The sequence below is a fragment of the Butyrivibrio sp. Su6 genome (assembly GCF_900108105.1).
Classification (GTDB): domain Bacteria; phylum Bacillota; class Clostridia; order Lachnospirales; family Lachnospiraceae; genus Butyrivibrio.
In genome coordinates, this window is the sequence record NZ_FNUR01000004.1 from 1 (window position 1) to 15,394 (window position 15,394).

Here is a 15,394-nt window from a genome sequence, read left to right on the forward strand (position 1 = left end):
CTCATACCACCGGAGTTTTTCACACTGTGTCATGCGACACTGTGCGCTTATGCGGTATTAACAGTCGTTTCCAGCTGTTATCCCCCAGTATGAGGCAGGTTGCCCACGCGTTACTCACCCGTCCGCCACTAAGAATATACAATCATCTGCCGAAGCTTCTGAAACGTATATTCTCCGTTCGACTTGCATGTGTTAGGCACGCCGCCAGCGTTCATCCTGAGCCAGGATCGAACTCTCACGTTTAAAAGTTTGATCAGGCTAGAACTAAGCTTGGCTTTTGTTCTGTCCGTTATTTACTAAATCTTTGTTCTGAATAAATTCTCTTTTGCATTGGTCTTGCGAATTGCTTCGCAATGCTCATTGCTTTTTGGAATTTTTCAGGGTTGCATTACTGTTTATTTGTCAAGGTGCATGAGCTTGAAATCCGCTCCAGTGCTGCATTTGCAGTGCCTTGTGTTTCGCGGCTGCATCAGCAACGAATACAAATATATCACCCGGGTACTTAAGTGTCAACACCTTTTTTTAAATTTTTTTTGCCTTTTTTTGGCTTTGTCATTTTTACGTTTCACTTTAAAGAATATATGGAATATATATTGTTAAAGTCAGCCTAGGACAAAAACAGAAACCAGCTAGTAAATAACTGGTTTCCGGCTTTGTTTTCCCACTACAGATTTTCAACCAGCTTTACTACTGAAAAATTTATGCTTTAAAAACAGATTTTTTTATATTTTCCGGCTCACAGGTATTGCAATGTGCCTTTTCAAAGAAGAAAAGTGAATGATTTATACTTGAAAGTGCATCCAATTTCCCCTCGTTTATCATCATTTTTGTTTTTAAAATTTTCATTCCCATTTCCATAGCTGTCATTTTCTGTTCCCCTCTCTAAATATATTTTCATCATACTTACAATTATTAATACGATGATACGGAACAGGTGGCAAAAAAATTTCAATTATTTTTCCGAACAGTGAAAATAGTATTCTTATCAAATAGGTCTATGGCAAATGCCATCTTGAAATAAAACGGCATATTATCATAAGCTTCAAAGCTGGTACGCTCCAAAAACTCTTCAACAGATATTTCTTCTATATATCCATAGGGATTAGCAACTGTTATATTATCATTCTGAATGTCCATGCCAATAAGAAGCGAATAGTGAAGAGTCCAATCATCTCCGTATTTAGCTGCCCACTCAAATGGTACCGGGATCCCCTCGGACAAAGTCTCATACGCAGCTTCGATCAATTCAGTATTAGTCAGATATCTGTGGATAGTAGTTGTATACCCTGGAAATCTTTTATTCATCTCTTCTGCAAATTTAGGTCCGGTCGAAGTCACGACCTTCCCATATTCATTAAAAAGAGTCTCTTCGGTTATATCTCCTCCATCCCATTTGGAAAACATCTCTATACATGCGTATCCGCACGATATCTTTTGAGTTATAACATCAATGCCTTCAATATAAACAGGCCTGTTGTACTTTGTATTTATATATATAGAAGAATAATCTTCACGAATATTGTTTGTCCTTATCCCCAGCCTTATAAATGCTCCTGCCAAAAAAACTACTACAACTATCAGTATTGCCGCTAAACATTGAACTACTTTTTTCATATACATATTATCCCCAACTTTTTCTCTATATTATATGAAGAAAGTAAACAACACACAACCTAAATTGTATGCTATAAGCCATATTTATCTGTAGCTTACGTTTCAAACATTAGATAGCTCAGGTTGCTTATAAAGATCCTTCTTTTTCAGACCATTTAACTTACCGCTTTTGGGCCAGCCTGAGTTGGCAGCAAGTATATACAAAAACCGCGGGAACTTAAATGCATCAGCATAGAAGTCTTCCATAGGTTTTGCTTCATTTATGGCATTGGCAAGATCACAAAGTCCAACAGCAATGTTGCGCGCAGGGCCCTTATCCATGTTAGGAGATGCCGTCATCATCCCCATCATCTCACCTGCACCTATGGCAAGACCTCCACAGTATGTAAATCCGCTTTCATCACACCAGCTCTTTACCATTGACATAAGATTTGTAAGCTGACTGCTCTCGTAAAATCCCATGTTGGCGATAACATATATCTTCTTAGCCCCTGCATTGTCGCTGCTTTCAAGCTTCTGCATAAGCCTCAGAACAGCTGATGGAACGCCATCAACATACAGCGGCATTCCAAGAACTATCTTTTTTGCAGGTAAAAGCTCTTTTACAAGCTCATCAATCTGCTCTGAATATGAGACAAGAGAAAGCATCTTAATTTCTCCTTCTAATGCAGGAGCAAGTTTACTAAGAAATCTCATGGTGTTTGACTTCTCGCCTCGGTAACTACAGTTTATCAGATAAGTTTTGGGCAAAAGAGCTGCTTCATCGCTGCTTCTGTCAGGTGAACCTGCTTTGCAAGAACTATCATCTTCAAATTGCACAGACTTTATTTCGCCGTGGAGATTAGTACAGACAGCCTTCACATATTTTCTGGCCTTTTCCTTATCTTCTTCTGAAATATTTCTTCCCCTGAAAATGAAAGTCATAGGTTTAGTCTCGGGATATCTTCTCTTGTGATGCATCTCGCCGTCAAAAATTTCAAAAAAAGGAAGCACATACCCTATGCTCCTGTCGAAGACATTCTTGATAAAGCTGCTAAATCCCCCATAGGTATATCTGCTCATAACAATTACTTCGTCGGCTTTGTGTATGAGCATTCCCATATGCTCATAGCCATCCTTGATGACACATTCTCCGGGAGTTTTAGTCCAACAGCCAAAACATCCAACGCAAGACTTTATCCTGCCATTATCGGAGATAATCTCATAATCCCTGTATTTATCTGATATTTTGTCCCATTCGCTGTTACTGAGATCGTGAATAACTAACTTCATTGCGTTGTTTTTCCTTTCTTTATATTGATTTATCGTATTGTTTCCTTAGATATTTTCTCAATCTGACTGGCGGCTTCCTCCGGCGTAATTTTACCTATCGCAAGTTCTTTTAGTTCATTACAAACAGCAAGACTTAAGTCCTCATACTTGATTCCTCTTGGTCCCGCTACATTGTTTTTGCCGTTTTCTATTATCACATTAAGATTTTTCTGACCATCCTCACTAAGTCCCTGAACGTTTAGCTCCATATCAGCCCTTGATGGCATATACTCAAGATATTGATTGACTAAAAGATCCTGACCTTCGTTTACCAGATAGTCCATAAAGCGGAAAGCCGCTTCTTTCTGCGTTGATTCAGGGTTCATGCAAAGGACTACATCAGGATTTGCAGTTACAGGGGCTATTTTTCCATCACCATTCCAATCAATCAGAAATACATCATGGTCTGCGCCCTCTCTGTCAACAACAGCCCTGGTTCTCTCATCGCTTACTGTGTACATGTTCATAGCCCAGGAACCGTTTGTGATCATTGGTATCTTGCCGTCGCGCTGAAACATGTCATTTATAGTGTCATAAATAGGCATCTTTGTTGCTTTATCCTGAAATACTCCGCTTGTAAAGCAGTCCTGCCATATCCTGAAAGATTCTATTATAGGCTCTGATTCAAAGCTCGCCTTACCTTCTATAGCATCGTATAAGGCATCTTTGTCGCAATCTGCAGCAATTGACATCCACATATCAAGATTCATCCATGAATCCTTGGCTCCAATTGCCAAAGGCATCTGTCCATTCTCGCGAAGTGTCTGACAGGTTTTCTTCATATCCAGGTAATTGGCCGGAACTTCGCATCCGTACTGCTTTAGCATATCTACGTCTGCCCACATATATCCGGCATAGGTTTGCCCCAAGGGAAGTCCATAAATCCTGCCTTTAGCATCACTCACGCTCTCCAGGCATGAGTCAAGGAATTTTTCCTTCCACTCTTCTCCCCATGCCCTTTCACAAAAGGGCGTTATGTCTTCCTCAAAAATCCTGAAGGTATCAAAGGCCGAAGATCCAGAGCTTATTCCATATACGTCAGGACCATCACCATCTATCAGCTCTACCCTCATATGCTCCTGATATGCGACTGATTTAGTAAAGACATATTCTACATGTATATCCGGATTCTCTTTTTCAAAAGAATCAATGATCTGGTAAATTGGGCTATCTGGCCCATAGTCAGCGGGATTCCAGGTTTGAAAGGTTATGGTCGTTTTCCCTTCCTGTATCTTGCCTCCACAGCCGTTAAGCAATCCCAGGCACAGGGCTAAGATTAAAAAATATAAAACACCCTTTTTCATAAAAACTTCCCCTCATACTATCCTATTAACATTTGTACTTTAAACTTATTGTCCCCTGTAATATATCTGATCTCACTGCCGGTCTTTTTCACAAAGTCAAGAACGCTTCTGGTTCCGATTCCATGTCCTTCTTTTGAAGTTACAGGATGCCCGTCTTCATCAAGCATAACTTCTCCAATACAGGAATTAGATATTTCCAAAAGAAGCTGCTGCTTAAATTTACCGGTAACTTCAATGAATCGCTCATTCTCAGGAACCTTTTCACAAGCGTGGATCGCATTTTCTAGCAAATTGCTTATAGCAATAGCCAGTTGCATCTCATCAACACCAACATTATGAGGAATGTTGGCCGATACCTTTACCCTTATATTATTCCTCTCAGCTATGGTCACATAATGCATAAGGGCAGCATTAACCGTTGTATTTTCACAGAAAGACCTGCTTCCCCGCGGCTCCTGTGACATTCGTTCCTCAAGGCATTTTTTTGCTTCATCCACCTTACCATCCTGGATAAGAGATAAAAGAAGTGCTTCGAAATGCCTCCTGTCATGTCGCATAGCCCTGTCCTGACTAAGAAGCTCTTCTGTGGCATTGAGTCGCTCTTTCATACTGTTTGCAGCCATTTCCAAAATAGCCGCATCTGATTTTAGCTGGTACTCCCTCTGTTTAAGTACAGTTGAGTCAACCAATGCATAGAGCTTTCCGATAACTTCTCCATCTGCCGAAAGCTCTTTTTCCTCAGGTGTGTAATACTTATCGCCAATCTCAATGGTATCGCCTTTAATGATTGCTTCTCTTAAGGTATTAACGACACTCATTGGGTCTTTGGTAATATCAGGATAAAGCTCTTTTGCATGCTCATTGTAGTACTGAAGCTTGTCGTCAACATCAAGAGCAATAACTCCCTCTGATAACCTGTCCACAATATAATCTCTGGCCATATCAATAACCCCAAGAAGGTTATATCTGAATATGGCAATGAACATGGAAATAGTGATCGCAACATTTCCAAAAACAGTTAAGTCAAAGTAATATGTAATAAAGAAAACATGTGCAATCTGGAACAAATAGAGAATTGACGCAATGAGAAATCCACCGATAATGATAAAGGCACGCCTTTTGGCAATTTTACCCTTGTGATATTTTATGGATCTGAACAGCATTGCTAAAACGATCACAATGACAACAGCCTGATACTGCATAAACGCCTTATGTACAATACCGGCTCTCTGCAAAAGAACCGGAAACATACCGGTCTTGTCGTACCAGATTTTGGAATAGTATAGATCATGGTTCTGAAATGTAAAAATGATGGCATAAACAAACACATCAATTAGAAGTAATGCTCTTACAAGGAGCTTCGGAATCGAAATGTGACACAGCTCAGCAGAAACCATAATAATGGAAAATAAAATAAACGCTCTACCTGCATATGAGAACTTCAGGGCAGCAATATATCCTTCTTCAGTTTTTGAAAGAAGTTCCAGAAGATATCCGGTATTGTTGACCAGCATTGTGATGCAGTTGAGAAAAAGATATGCATGGAGCTTATTTTTGAGGTTTCTAAAAACAACAAAGCCCTCAAAAAGCATAGCAAATATGCTCAGTATAATCGCGCCTAAAAGAAATTCCCTCATAGTCATTGTTATGTCCTTTATTCACAAATTGCTACTTAATTATAGCAATTTCTTTTCCTAATAGTGTATATCTTTACAGGCATATCAAAGCCAGCGCCCCATATGCTGCAAGTCCAAGGCTTGCTGCGCAGCAGCTTGGTGCATCAATAAAGATATCCAGTTTAGTCGCTCTGAACAAAAAACCAACAAGCTGAAATACTACAGGATTTAGTAACACACACCATATTGGAGCATGGATAAAGTCCATAATAATAAGTACTATGACCGCTATCGCAGGAATAATGACCAGCATTGAATACAGTGTAAAAAAAGGTACATAAATTTGTCTAAAAACTGACTGAATCACATCTTCAGCAAGCTTCAAGTCGGTTTCTGCTATGATCTTTCTGTATATTGTCGGCTGTTGGCAAAGAAAGGTATGAATCATAAATCCTCCCATTGCTCCGATCAGGAATATGACCGAAAGAACTGTGGCGATCATTGAATGCTCCTCGTAGAGAGTCATCATCAAAGCAATAAATCCGCAGGAGTACATAGGCACTGCAAACATCGCAAGGATGTCAGACCACACAAATCTCCAATGGGCCATATTTTTCCATTCGCTGTCAATTACGCCCATCTTTCCAAGTTTCTTATTCTGCGGCCCTTTTAAATCCAACAAAAGATCTGCTGTAGCACATAGTAAGCCACCAATAATTCCAATTACTGCTAATAGAGTATTCATCTTTGTTTTCCTCCCGAAAACTTCACAAAGCTTCCTGGACACGTGGCTCTGACTGATGCTCACATGCAAGATTATTTAGCCAGCGCTCTTTTTTCAGCCAAAAATGGAATATAAGGGTCCTGCCAATGTCCAGAAGTTTTACGCAAAGGTACATCTGTACAGGTCCAATATCAGTGTATCTTGCAAGCAGAAAAAGCATAGGAAGCATGACCACTATTGTTATTCCAGCATCTGCATATGCGCCCATCTTCGTGTCGCCGCCGGATCTTGCGATTGCCTGCTGTGCATTTACAAGCACCCATACAGGCATAAAAAATGCCATAAGTATTACCATACTCCTTGAAATTGTAATGGCACTTGGGCTTAGCTTTCCAAACACTATCGGAATGATAAGTGTTGTCGCAAATCCAACAAAGGTCATGGCAACACCAAAAACGATAGATCCTGACAGGAGCCACGTTTTTTCTCTGCGGGCTTTTTCAAGATTGCCTTCTCCAAGAGTTTTCCCGATTATTACGGTAGTTGCAGAATAGATTCCACCAAATGCCACAAAGAACAGATTAGCTATGGCAAAACTCGATGCCATTCCTGAAACAACATCTGCTCCGCCCCTTCCGTTATAAATAGCTGTCGTTAAGGTTTCGGAAAGAACCCAGGTCATCTCACAGAAAAGCATCAGAGCACCTTTCTTTAATATTTCCCTGAACAACTTTCCATCTATTATGAATTCTCTGCTAAAGTGAACTGCAAAATCAGGCTTGGTCTTGAAATAGATAAATGCAAATATTGCAAACTCTACTGTTCTTGCTATAACAGTAGCATAAGCAGCTCCTCGGACACCAAGTGCCGGCATTCCAAAATTCCCGTAAATAAGAAGATAATTGAATACGGTGTTTGTAAGAGTTGCTATTACTGTTACGACCAGTGGCGTTTTAACTCTTCCCATATCTCTAAGTGAACTGGCGATACTCACAGAAATGATCATGGGGATTCCCACAACAGACATGATTCGTATATATGGAACTGCCTCATCAAGAATAAGAGCTGCCTGTGTGTTTCCCCTAACCATAAATGATAGGATTTCTCTCGGATATAATAAACATACCATAAGGTATGGAACGAGTGCTACAAATCCTGCAAGCAGTTTAAACATAAACGCCTGCTGCATTCCGCCACTGTCTTTTGCACCAAAAAACTGCGTAAGAAATATCCCTCCGGTCATACAGATTGTGTTAATTAATACCATAAACACAAAAAGCACCTGACCGGCAACATTTACCCCTGACATTGATATATCGCCCAGTCCTGATACCATAAAATTATCTATCAGCGACACCATGCTCTGTATAAGCTGCTGAAGCATTATAGGGACTGCTATCGCCAGAACGTTTTTATAAAACTTTCCACTTCCGAAAATCGTATTCTCTTCTCTCATACATTTAAAAGTCAGTAGCTATCTTCTACTGAAAACTCTCCTTCTGTCATCTTCCTTTATAAGCATACCGATTTCAGTACAATCATATATTTATCACAAAACAAAAAACAGCCTCAAATTTACACTCATTTGAAGCTGTTTTACACTGATATTTAAATCAAAAGTATCATTCAGAATATTTATATCTCTTCATAATCTGGCCAGATATTATACAGATGGTCGTTCCTGTCACGCCAAGAATAAACATCATCATCGCTGCGCCTGCCCCCTTTCCACTTCCGAAAAGAAAAGTCCAGAAGGGATCATCACTTTTAAGTACCATAAAGGGCTCGCAGATCTTGTCTACAAAGAGTCCTCCAAGGAAAAGACCAATGGGAATGGTAAAGAACTGCAGAGTATTCCTGCAAGCATATACTCTTCCCTGAAGCTCTATTGGAATGACATTGCGCATTATAACATTCTGGTTGGCTGCCATAAGTGGTACGAACACCCATCCTATTATCTGGGCAACACACCATAATACCGGGTTTCTGGCAAAGGCCAGTAAAAAATTCTCTATCCCTAGCGCAAAAAGCATCGTGAGATATATAACCTTTACTCTATCCTTGGGTTTTGGCAGGATCATTGGAAGAAAGCTTCCTGCTACCATAGCCAGCCCCGAGCATGCTGTTACAATTCCATACACATTGTTACCTTTTTGAGGTATAACAAGGGCCGGAAGCACAGCATCAAAAGCTGAAGCTGTCAGGTTAACCCCCGCCATGAACAGTATTACGGTAAGTATCAGTGGAGTATCTTTTAGGAACCTTAGCCCTTCCTTTGCAAGTTTGATAACATTTTCATCCTTGCCTGCTCCATCTTGAATCTCAGGCAATTTTATATAGAACAATAATGCCACAAATGCAATGGCAAAAGTCAGAAGATCTATAGCAATAACCGTTTCAAGGCCAGCTAATCCATAAACCGCTGCAGCTATGAGCGGGTTACCAATTGAAATGAGCGAACGTGACAATTGCTGAAAGCCACTGGTCTTCTGATAATGCTCTTTTGGAACAATAAGCGAATATGTCACTTCTGACGCAGGCTGCTGAACAGTGTTCATGAGACCTGAAAAGGCATTGATGGCGTATAAATGCCACATTGACAGAGTATCAGTTTTGTATAATACAAATACCGCAACAGTCGTAAGCGCCGCTAAAAAGTCACATATGAGCATGGTTTTCTTTTTATCAAATTTGTCTGTTATTGCTCCGGCAAAAATGCTCATAATTACATATGGTGCATATGTGCAGATTCTTAGCGCTGCTGTACTCAGCGCAGATCCTGTCTTTTCATACATCCACAGCGTCAGCGCGAATCCCGTTATTGCACTACCTAGCTGTGACAAACTCTGTGTGAGCCAGATTATGTAAAAATCTCTTAATTCCTTTATTCTGTTTTTCATTGTTATTTATCCTCCATACAAATAATTTTATCTGCATGGAGCATATGCAATGCAATTGATCATGCCCTTCCTCTCTTCTTTGCTTCTATCATTCAAAAACATTTTTCCTTATTTTTATATGTTTTATAGTAACTATACGCTTTGCAATATAAAAAAGACACCTTGCACTTATCTGGTGTCTTTTTACACAGATTCTTACTATATTATTGTATATTATTATATGAAAATATCAATCTCTGAAGATGATCTTACCTGTTACATGATCCATTCCATCGACAATTGCAAGAGATTCAAGTTTATAGCCTAAGTTTCTGATTATCTGTCCACCAGGCTGGAAGCCCTTCTCTATAGCAATACCGATGCCTGCCACAGTAGCGTTGGCATTATTTATTATGGATATCAGACCTTGCAAAGCACAGCCGTTTGCCAGGAAATCATCAATGATAAGAACCTTGTCATTCTCATCAAGGAACTTTTTGGATACGATCACTTGGTTCTTATTTTTGTGGGTAAAAGACTCCACTTCAGCAGTGTACATTTCCCCATCCAGATTGACACTCTGCGTTTTTTTTGCAAATACCACAGGAACATTAAAATGTCTTGCTGCCACGCAGGCAATACCTATACCTGATGCTTCAATGGTCAGGATCTTATTTATCTCGACTCCTTCGAATCTTTTAGCCCATTCTGCACCCATCTTGTCGAAAAGCTCAACGTCCAATTGATGATTTAAGAAACTGTCCACTTTTAGTATGTTGCCCTCTTTAACAACACCGTCTTTCATAATTCTCTCTTCAAGAAAATTCATCTCTCTACCTTCTTTGTTTTTAATTCATATCAAATGTTATTTATCTTTCTTCGCGGAAGTAATTGGTTCCAAGGCTCTTTGGAGGCTGATCTTCTTTTTTGTTTCTCATACTGGTAAAAACAAGCACCACAAGAGTTACGATATAAGGAATCATCTTATACAGCTCCTTGTATTCTGTGTGTGTTCCCGAGGGAAGATACAAGTATAAAATGTAGAGCCCTCCGAAAAGTATTGATGAAAAAATACCTACATCAGGTTTCCATATCGTAAAGATAACAAGTGCAATAGCAAGCCAGCCTCTGTCGCCGAAAGCATCATTGGACCAAACACCACATGCATAATCCATTACATAGTATAAGCCGCCAAGTCCTGCTATCATACATCCAAGACATGTTGAAATGTATTTGTATTTTTTTACATTTATTCCTGCAGCATCTGCAGCTGCAGGATCTTCTCCAACAGCGCGAAGGTGAAGTCCGACTCTTGTCTTCTTAAGCACATACGAACAGATCAAAGCAATAATAATTGCAACATATGCCAAAAATCCGTATGAGAGGAACACTTTGCCAAACCATCCCGTTTTTGATGCAAAAGGCAGGGTCCTGCTAAAATAGGCAGAAGTAGCTGACAGTGAAATTGATGGAACATCAGCACCTGCAAGCTTTATCAAAGAGCCACCGAAGAAATTACCAAAACCTATACCGAACGTAGTCATGGCAAGACCTGTAACATTCTGATTTGCCCTTAAGCTGACAGTCAGAAAGCAATATAACAATCCCATCAAAAGAGAACCTGTCAGTGCACAGATAAGAGGAATAAAAATTGCAAGGAAACCATTTAACTCTCCTGACGCAACAGACTGTTCATAGAAAAAAGATCCTATTACACCGCTTATTGCACCGACGTACATGACACCGGGTATTCCCAAATTCAGATTTCCTGATTTTTCTGTGATCGTCTCACCTGTACTTCCAAGCAACAGAGGAACGCCCTGCTGTACAGCTCTTGGTATAAATGCAACCAGACTAAACATTATGCGTTCTCCTTTCCCAAATCTTTACGTACAACGATTTTATATCTGATAAAAAACTCACATCCAATTATGAAGAACAGAATTATTCCGGTCAGAATATCTGCAAAACTCTGATTAAGTTCAAATGCAGTGGATATTTCACTGGCACCTCTGTCCATGAAAATAATAAGAAGGCTGGTAAAGATCATAGCAACCGGGTTAAACTTTGCAAGCCATGAAACCATAACACCTGTAAAGCCCTGTCCATCAGAAATTGTTGTTGTTATTGTGTGATTGATGCCTCCCACTAAAAGAAGACCCGCCAATCCGCAAATTGCGCCGGACAACAACATGGTTCTTATTATGACCTTCTCAACACTGATTCCTACATATCTGGCAGTGTTCTGACTTTCACCAACTACTTCTATCTCATATCCGTGCTTGGTATATTTCAAATAAATAAACATTCCAATAGTGACAACAGTAGCAGCAATAATACTTAAAAGATATTTATTACCAATGCTCGGAAGCCAGCCTATATTTGTATTTTGGTTGATAATACCAATTTTGCCTGATCCCTTAGGAACCTCCCAGACTATAGTAAAATACGCCACAAGCTGCGTAGCAATATAGTTCATCATCAGTGTTGAAAGCGTTTCATTAGTGTTCCACAAGGCTTTAAACAATGCCGGAATTACTCCCCAGACAGCCCCCGCCAATAAAGAAGTAACTATCATAAGAATAATTATGACACCATTCGGAAGCTTGTCTGATAGTGTTATCATACATGCTGCCGCTGCAAGACCACCTATCAATACCTGTCCTTCACCACCGACATTCCAAAACTGCATTTTAAATGCAGGTGTTAATGCCAGAGAAATAATAAGAAGAATGGCAACATACTGCAGCGTTATCCAGGTTTTTCTCTGAGTGCCAAATGCACCTTTAAAAATTGTTGCAAATATTGATATTGGATTGTCACCTGTGCAGACCATAGTAATTAGTGCACATAATGCCAAAGCAGCCAAAATTGCGATTATTCTGATAGTCCATGCTTCCCTGTTGCGGATGTCTGCCCTTTTTACTATATGAAAACGAGGCTCTTTTATCTTCTGTTCCATTATGAAGCCTCTCCTTTCTGTGTCATCATTGATCCCAAGGTGAATTTATCGGTATTCCTGCCATCTACAATTCCCGTAACTTTGCCACCGCAAAGAACAAGAATTCTGTCGCAGAGCTCAACAAGAACATCCAGATCTTCACCTACAAAAAGCACAGCAGCTCCTCGTTCTTTCTGCTTGTTGATAAGATCGTATATCTGGTAGGAAGAACTGATATCAAGACCTCTTACCGCATATGCAGTCAGCAAAACCTTAGGTCTTGAGGATATCTCTCTTCCAACAAGAATCTTTTGTACATTTCCGCCGGAAAGCAGGCGTACAGGAGTGTCGATACTTGGAGTTGCCACCTGCAATTTATTTACAACTCTCTCCGCAAGCTTTCTAGGCTCTTTTTTCTCTGTGAAAAATCTCGACTTGCCACTTCTATAGGATCTGAGCATCATATTGTCAGCAAGATTCATATTGCCTACAAGTCCCATTCCAAGTCTGTCTTCAGGGACAAATGACAGCTTTACGCCAAGATCAGAGATTTCTCTCGGAGATTTACCAAGAAGGTCCTCCGTTCTTCCATCCTGGTGAACATATGTGATCTTTCCATCTTTAATATTTTCGAGACCCGCAATTGCCCTAAGCAGTTCCTTCTGTCCACAGCCGGATATTCCGGCAATTCCCAGTATTTCTCCCGTATTGGCGGTAAAAGACACATCATCAAGCTTAACAATTCCCTCTTCATCAACAACAGTGAGATTTTCCACCACGATGCGCGGCTTGGGATCCACAGGCTCGGGTCTGTCGATATTAAGAGAGACTGAATGTCCCACCATCATATCTGTCATTTCCTGAGCATTGGTCTTGCTTGTCTTCATATCATCGATGAATTCTCCATGGCGCAGAACCGCAACTCTATCGGATATGCTCTGCACCTCGTTTAACTTGTGAGTAATAATAACTATGGATTTTCCATCTTTTTTCATATTGCGCATGACATTAAAAAGCTTCTCGGTTTCCTGAGGAGTCAGTACGGCTGTTGGTTCATCAAGTATTAAAATATCAGCGCCCCTATAAAGCACCTTAACAATCTCAACTGTTTGCTTTTCAGAGACGGACATATCATAAATTTTCTTATTTGTATTGATCTCAAATCCGTATTTGTCGCAGATTTCCCTGATTCTTTTTTCAGCCTCTTTTATATTAAGCCTTCCTTCAAGACCAAGAATTATATTCTCTGTCGCATTAAACACATCAATAAGCTTAAAATGCTGATGAACCATGCCTATTCCCAGATCAAACGCATCCTTAGGAGAACGGATAACAGCCTCCTTGCCGTTTATGATTATCTGACCGGCATCAGGGTAATAGATTCCTGCAAGCATATTCATAAGAGTTGTTTTTCCACTTCCATTCTCACCAAGAAGAGATAATATTTCACCCTTATAAACATCGAGATTGACATTGCTATTTGCCGTTACATCACCAAAAGTCTTTGTAATGCCACGAAGCGATATGGCTACTTCTTTGTTTTCCACGATTATCACCTTTCAAAAATACAAAATAGATTAAAAATAGGAAATCTTTGTTACAGCACAACTAATTTGTGCTCACAAAGATTTCCTAAGATCACATTATGTTATGATCAATATGCTGTATCAAGAAGTGAAATTCCATCAATCTGTAAGTCAAAGTAAGGAGCTGCACGGAATTCAGAACCTGATTCTGCAAAATAACCATCTGTGATAACTTCAGTATCAGCAGTATACTCAGCATCTGTATCTACATCAGCCATGTAGGATGTAAGTGTCTCACCGTTAACAGTAAATGTTGTTGTATCAAATACATGAAGTGTTCCTGCATTCATAGCTTTTTCAGCCTCTGCTATAGCCTCAGCTGTTCCCTCTGCTGCAGCAGTTCCAAGGTCTGTAAGTACAACAGAACCTGTCTCAAGTGTTCCAACCCAGTCAGTAGCAATCTCTGTTCCATTTGCTACAGCGTCGATGATATATGCGAAATATGGTGTCCAATCAATTCTTGAAGAAACAATAAATGTGTTAGGGCAAGCGGATGCTGTGCTTCCGTTGTAGGACACGTCAGGTACCCCAGCCTTTTCACATGCTGTAGGAGCACCCATTGAATCAGCATGCTGGGAAAGAAGAACACAGCCATCTTCGATAAGCTTGTTAGCGCCTTCTTTTTCAGCTGTCTCATCATACCAGGAACCTGTAAAAGTTACTTCCATTGTAGTTGAAGGGCATACAGAGCGGGCACCAAGGAAGAATGATGTGTAACCTGAGATAACTTCTGCATATGTATATGCACCAACATAACCAATCTTAGCCTGGTCTTCAGTAATTTCTCCATTTGCGATCATCTCATTGAGCTTCATTCCTGCAGCAATACCTGCAAGATAACGTCCCTCATAAATTGTAGCAAAAGCGTTGTGGTAATTGGAAAGGCCCTCTGTATGTGCCTTTGTACCTGTTGCATGACAGAACTGAACTTCAGGGTATTCTTTAGCTGCCTCAATCATGTAGTCTTCATGACCAAATGAATCTGCGAATACGATATCACAACCTGCATCTGCAAGTTCGCAAGCCGCCTCATAGCATTCCTGTCCTTCAGGAATATTTGTCTTGAGCATGTACTCAACACCGGCTGCTTCGCAAGCCTGTGTGGCACCATTGATGAAGTTCAGATCGTATGTTGAATTCTCATCGTGTAAAAATATAAATCCAACCTTTACATCTGATGAAGCTGTCTGTGCAGCCTCTGTGCCAGTAACCTCTGATGTTGATGCTGTTTCTGCTTCAGTTGCGCTTCCGCAGGCAGATAATGCCATTACCATTGTTGCAGCAAGAACTGCTGACAACACTTTTTTGAATTTTTTCATGTCTTCCTCCCATTTTTTTAACCGATCACAGGTCATTTATAGGGATGGATTTTCTATGCTTTTCTTTGAAGCAAAATAAAAAGGCGTAGAATCCGAGTTT

At 40.1% G+C, this 15,394-nt stretch carries 13 protein-coding genes and 1 rRNA gene; all 14 read right to left on the reverse strand.

Features of this window, described 5'->3' with window-relative positions:
- A 16S ribosomal RNA gene (locus C4S54_RS05865) occupies window positions 1-243 on the reverse strand; the annotation flags it as partial.
- Between the two features lie 456 nt (window positions 244-699).
- Window positions 700-867 (reverse strand): hypothetical protein, encoded by a 168-nt coding sequence (locus C4S54_RS15955; protein ID WP_022775734.1) that lies wholly within the window; start codon window positions 865-867, stop codon window positions 700-702.
- Between the two features lie 81 nt (window positions 868-948).
- Window positions 949-1,614: a C39 family peptidase gene (locus C4S54_RS05870; protein ID WP_103868906.1), complete on the reverse strand. Its 666-nt coding sequence runs from the start codon at window positions 1,612-1,614 to the stop codon at window positions 949-951.
- Between the two features lie 102 nt (window positions 1,615-1,716).
- Window positions 1,717-2,886 carry a flavodoxin family protein gene (locus tag C4S54_RS16100; protein ID WP_200821045.1) on the reverse strand — a complete coding sequence of 390 codons (1,170 nt, stop codon included), beginning with the start codon at window positions 2,884-2,886 and terminating at the stop codon, window positions 1,717-1,719.
- Window positions 2,887-2,915: 29 nt separating this feature from the next.
- Window positions 2,916-4,229: an ABC transporter substrate-binding protein gene (locus C4S54_RS05880; RefSeq protein ID WP_103868697.1), complete on the reverse strand. Its 1,314-nt coding sequence runs from the start codon at window positions 4,227-4,229 to the stop codon at window positions 2,916-2,918.
- 17 nt (window positions 4,230-4,246) lie between these two features.
- Window positions 4,247-5,872, reverse strand: a complete 1,626-nt coding sequence (locus C4S54_RS05885; RefSeq protein ID WP_103868698.1) for a histidine kinase N-terminal 7TM domain-containing protein — start codon at window positions 5,870-5,872, stop codon at window positions 4,247-4,249.
- 67 nt (window positions 5,873-5,939) lie between these two features.
- A complete protein-coding gene (locus C4S54_RS05890) occupies window positions 5,940-6,590 on the reverse strand; it encodes a DUF6796 family protein (protein ID WP_103868699.1) in 651 nt (216 codons plus the stop codon).
- Between the two features lie 22 nt (window positions 6,591-6,612).
- A complete protein-coding gene (locus C4S54_RS05895) occupies window positions 6,613-8,025 on the reverse strand; it encodes an MATE family efflux transporter (protein ID WP_103868700.1) in 1,413 nt (470 codons plus the stop codon).
- A 166-nt stretch (window positions 8,026-8,191) separates the two neighbouring features.
- Window positions 8,192-9,469 carry an MFS transporter gene (locus tag C4S54_RS05900; protein WP_103868701.1) on the reverse strand — a complete coding sequence of 426 codons (1,278 nt, stop codon included), beginning with the start codon at window positions 9,467-9,469 and terminating at the stop codon, window positions 8,192-8,194.
- A 229-nt stretch (window positions 9,470-9,698) separates the two neighbouring features.
- A complete protein-coding gene (locus tag C4S54_RS05905; protein WP_022775723.1) occupies window positions 9,699-10,277 on the reverse strand; it encodes a xanthine phosphoribosyltransferase in 579 nt (192 codons plus the stop codon).
- Between the two features lie 40 nt (window positions 10,278-10,317).
- Window positions 10,318-11,310 carry an ABC transporter permease gene (locus C4S54_RS05910; RefSeq protein WP_103868702.1) on the reverse strand — a complete coding sequence of 331 codons (993 nt, stop codon included), beginning with the start codon at window positions 11,308-11,310 and terminating at the stop codon, window positions 10,318-10,320.
- On the reverse strand, window positions 11,310-12,410 hold the full coding sequence (locus C4S54_RS05915; RefSeq protein ID WP_103868703.1) for an ABC transporter permease: 1,101 nt from the start codon (window positions 12,408-12,410) through the stop codon (window positions 11,310-11,312). Before C4S54_RS05915 ends, C4S54_RS05910 begins: the two co-directional genes overlap by 1 nt.
- A complete protein-coding gene (locus C4S54_RS05920) occupies window positions 12,410-13,945 on the reverse strand; it encodes an ABC transporter ATP-binding protein (RefSeq protein ID WP_022775718.1) in 1,536 nt (511 codons plus the stop codon). Before C4S54_RS05920 ends, C4S54_RS05915 begins: the two co-directional genes overlap by 1 nt.
- Before the next feature lie 98 nt (window positions 13,946-14,043).
- Window positions 14,044-15,294: a BMP family ABC transporter substrate-binding protein gene (locus C4S54_RS05925; RefSeq protein ID WP_103868704.1), complete on the reverse strand. Its 1,251-nt coding sequence runs from the start codon at window positions 15,292-15,294 to the stop codon at window positions 14,044-14,046.
- Window positions 15,295-15,394 lie beyond the last annotated feature (100 nt).

Coding starts and splice junctions, on each gene's coding strand:
- C4S54_RS16100 (WP_200821045.1), bottom strand. CDS start 2,886: ATGAAGTTAGTTATTCACGATCTCAGTAACAGCGAATGGGACAAAATA.
- C4S54_RS05900 (WP_103868701.1), bottom strand. CDS start 9,469: ATGAAAAACAGAATAAAGGAATTAAGAGATTTTTACATAATCTGGCTC.
- C4S54_RS05915 (WP_103868703.1), bottom strand. CDS start 12,410: ATGGAACAGAAGATAAAAGAGCCTCGTTTTCATATAGTAAAAAGGGCA.
- C4S54_RS05925 (WP_103868704.1), bottom strand. CDS start 15,294: ATGAAAAAATTCAAAAAAGTGTTGTCAGCAGTTCTTGCTGCAACAATG.
- C4S54_RS05890 (WP_103868699.1), bottom strand. CDS start 6,590: ATGAATACTCTATTAGCAGTAATTGGAATTATTGGTGGCTTACTATGT.
- C4S54_RS05870 (WP_103868906.1), bottom strand. CDS start 1,614: ATGAAAAAAGTAGTTCAATGTTTAGCGGCAATACTGATAGTTGTAGTA.
- C4S54_RS05895 (WP_103868700.1), bottom strand. CDS start 8,025: ATGAGAGAAGAGAATACGATTTTCGGAAGTGGAAAGTTTTATAAAAAC.
- C4S54_RS05885 (WP_103868698.1), bottom strand. CDS start 5,872: ATGACTATGAGGGAATTTCTTTTAGGCGCGATTATACTGAGCATATTT.
- C4S54_RS05910 (WP_103868702.1), bottom strand. CDS start 11,310: ATGTTTAGTCTGGTTGCATTTATACCAAGAGCTGTACAGCAGGGCGTT.
- C4S54_RS05905 (WP_022775723.1), bottom strand. CDS start 10,277: ATGAATTTTCTTGAAGAGAGAATTATGAAAGACGGTGTTGTTAAAGAG.
- C4S54_RS15955 (WP_022775734.1), bottom strand. CDS start 867: ATGACAGCTATGGAAATGGGAATGAAAATTTTAAAAACAAAAATGATG.
- C4S54_RS05880 (WP_103868697.1), bottom strand. CDS start 4,229: ATGAAAAAGGGTGTTTTATATTTTTTAATCTTAGCCCTGTGCCTGGGA.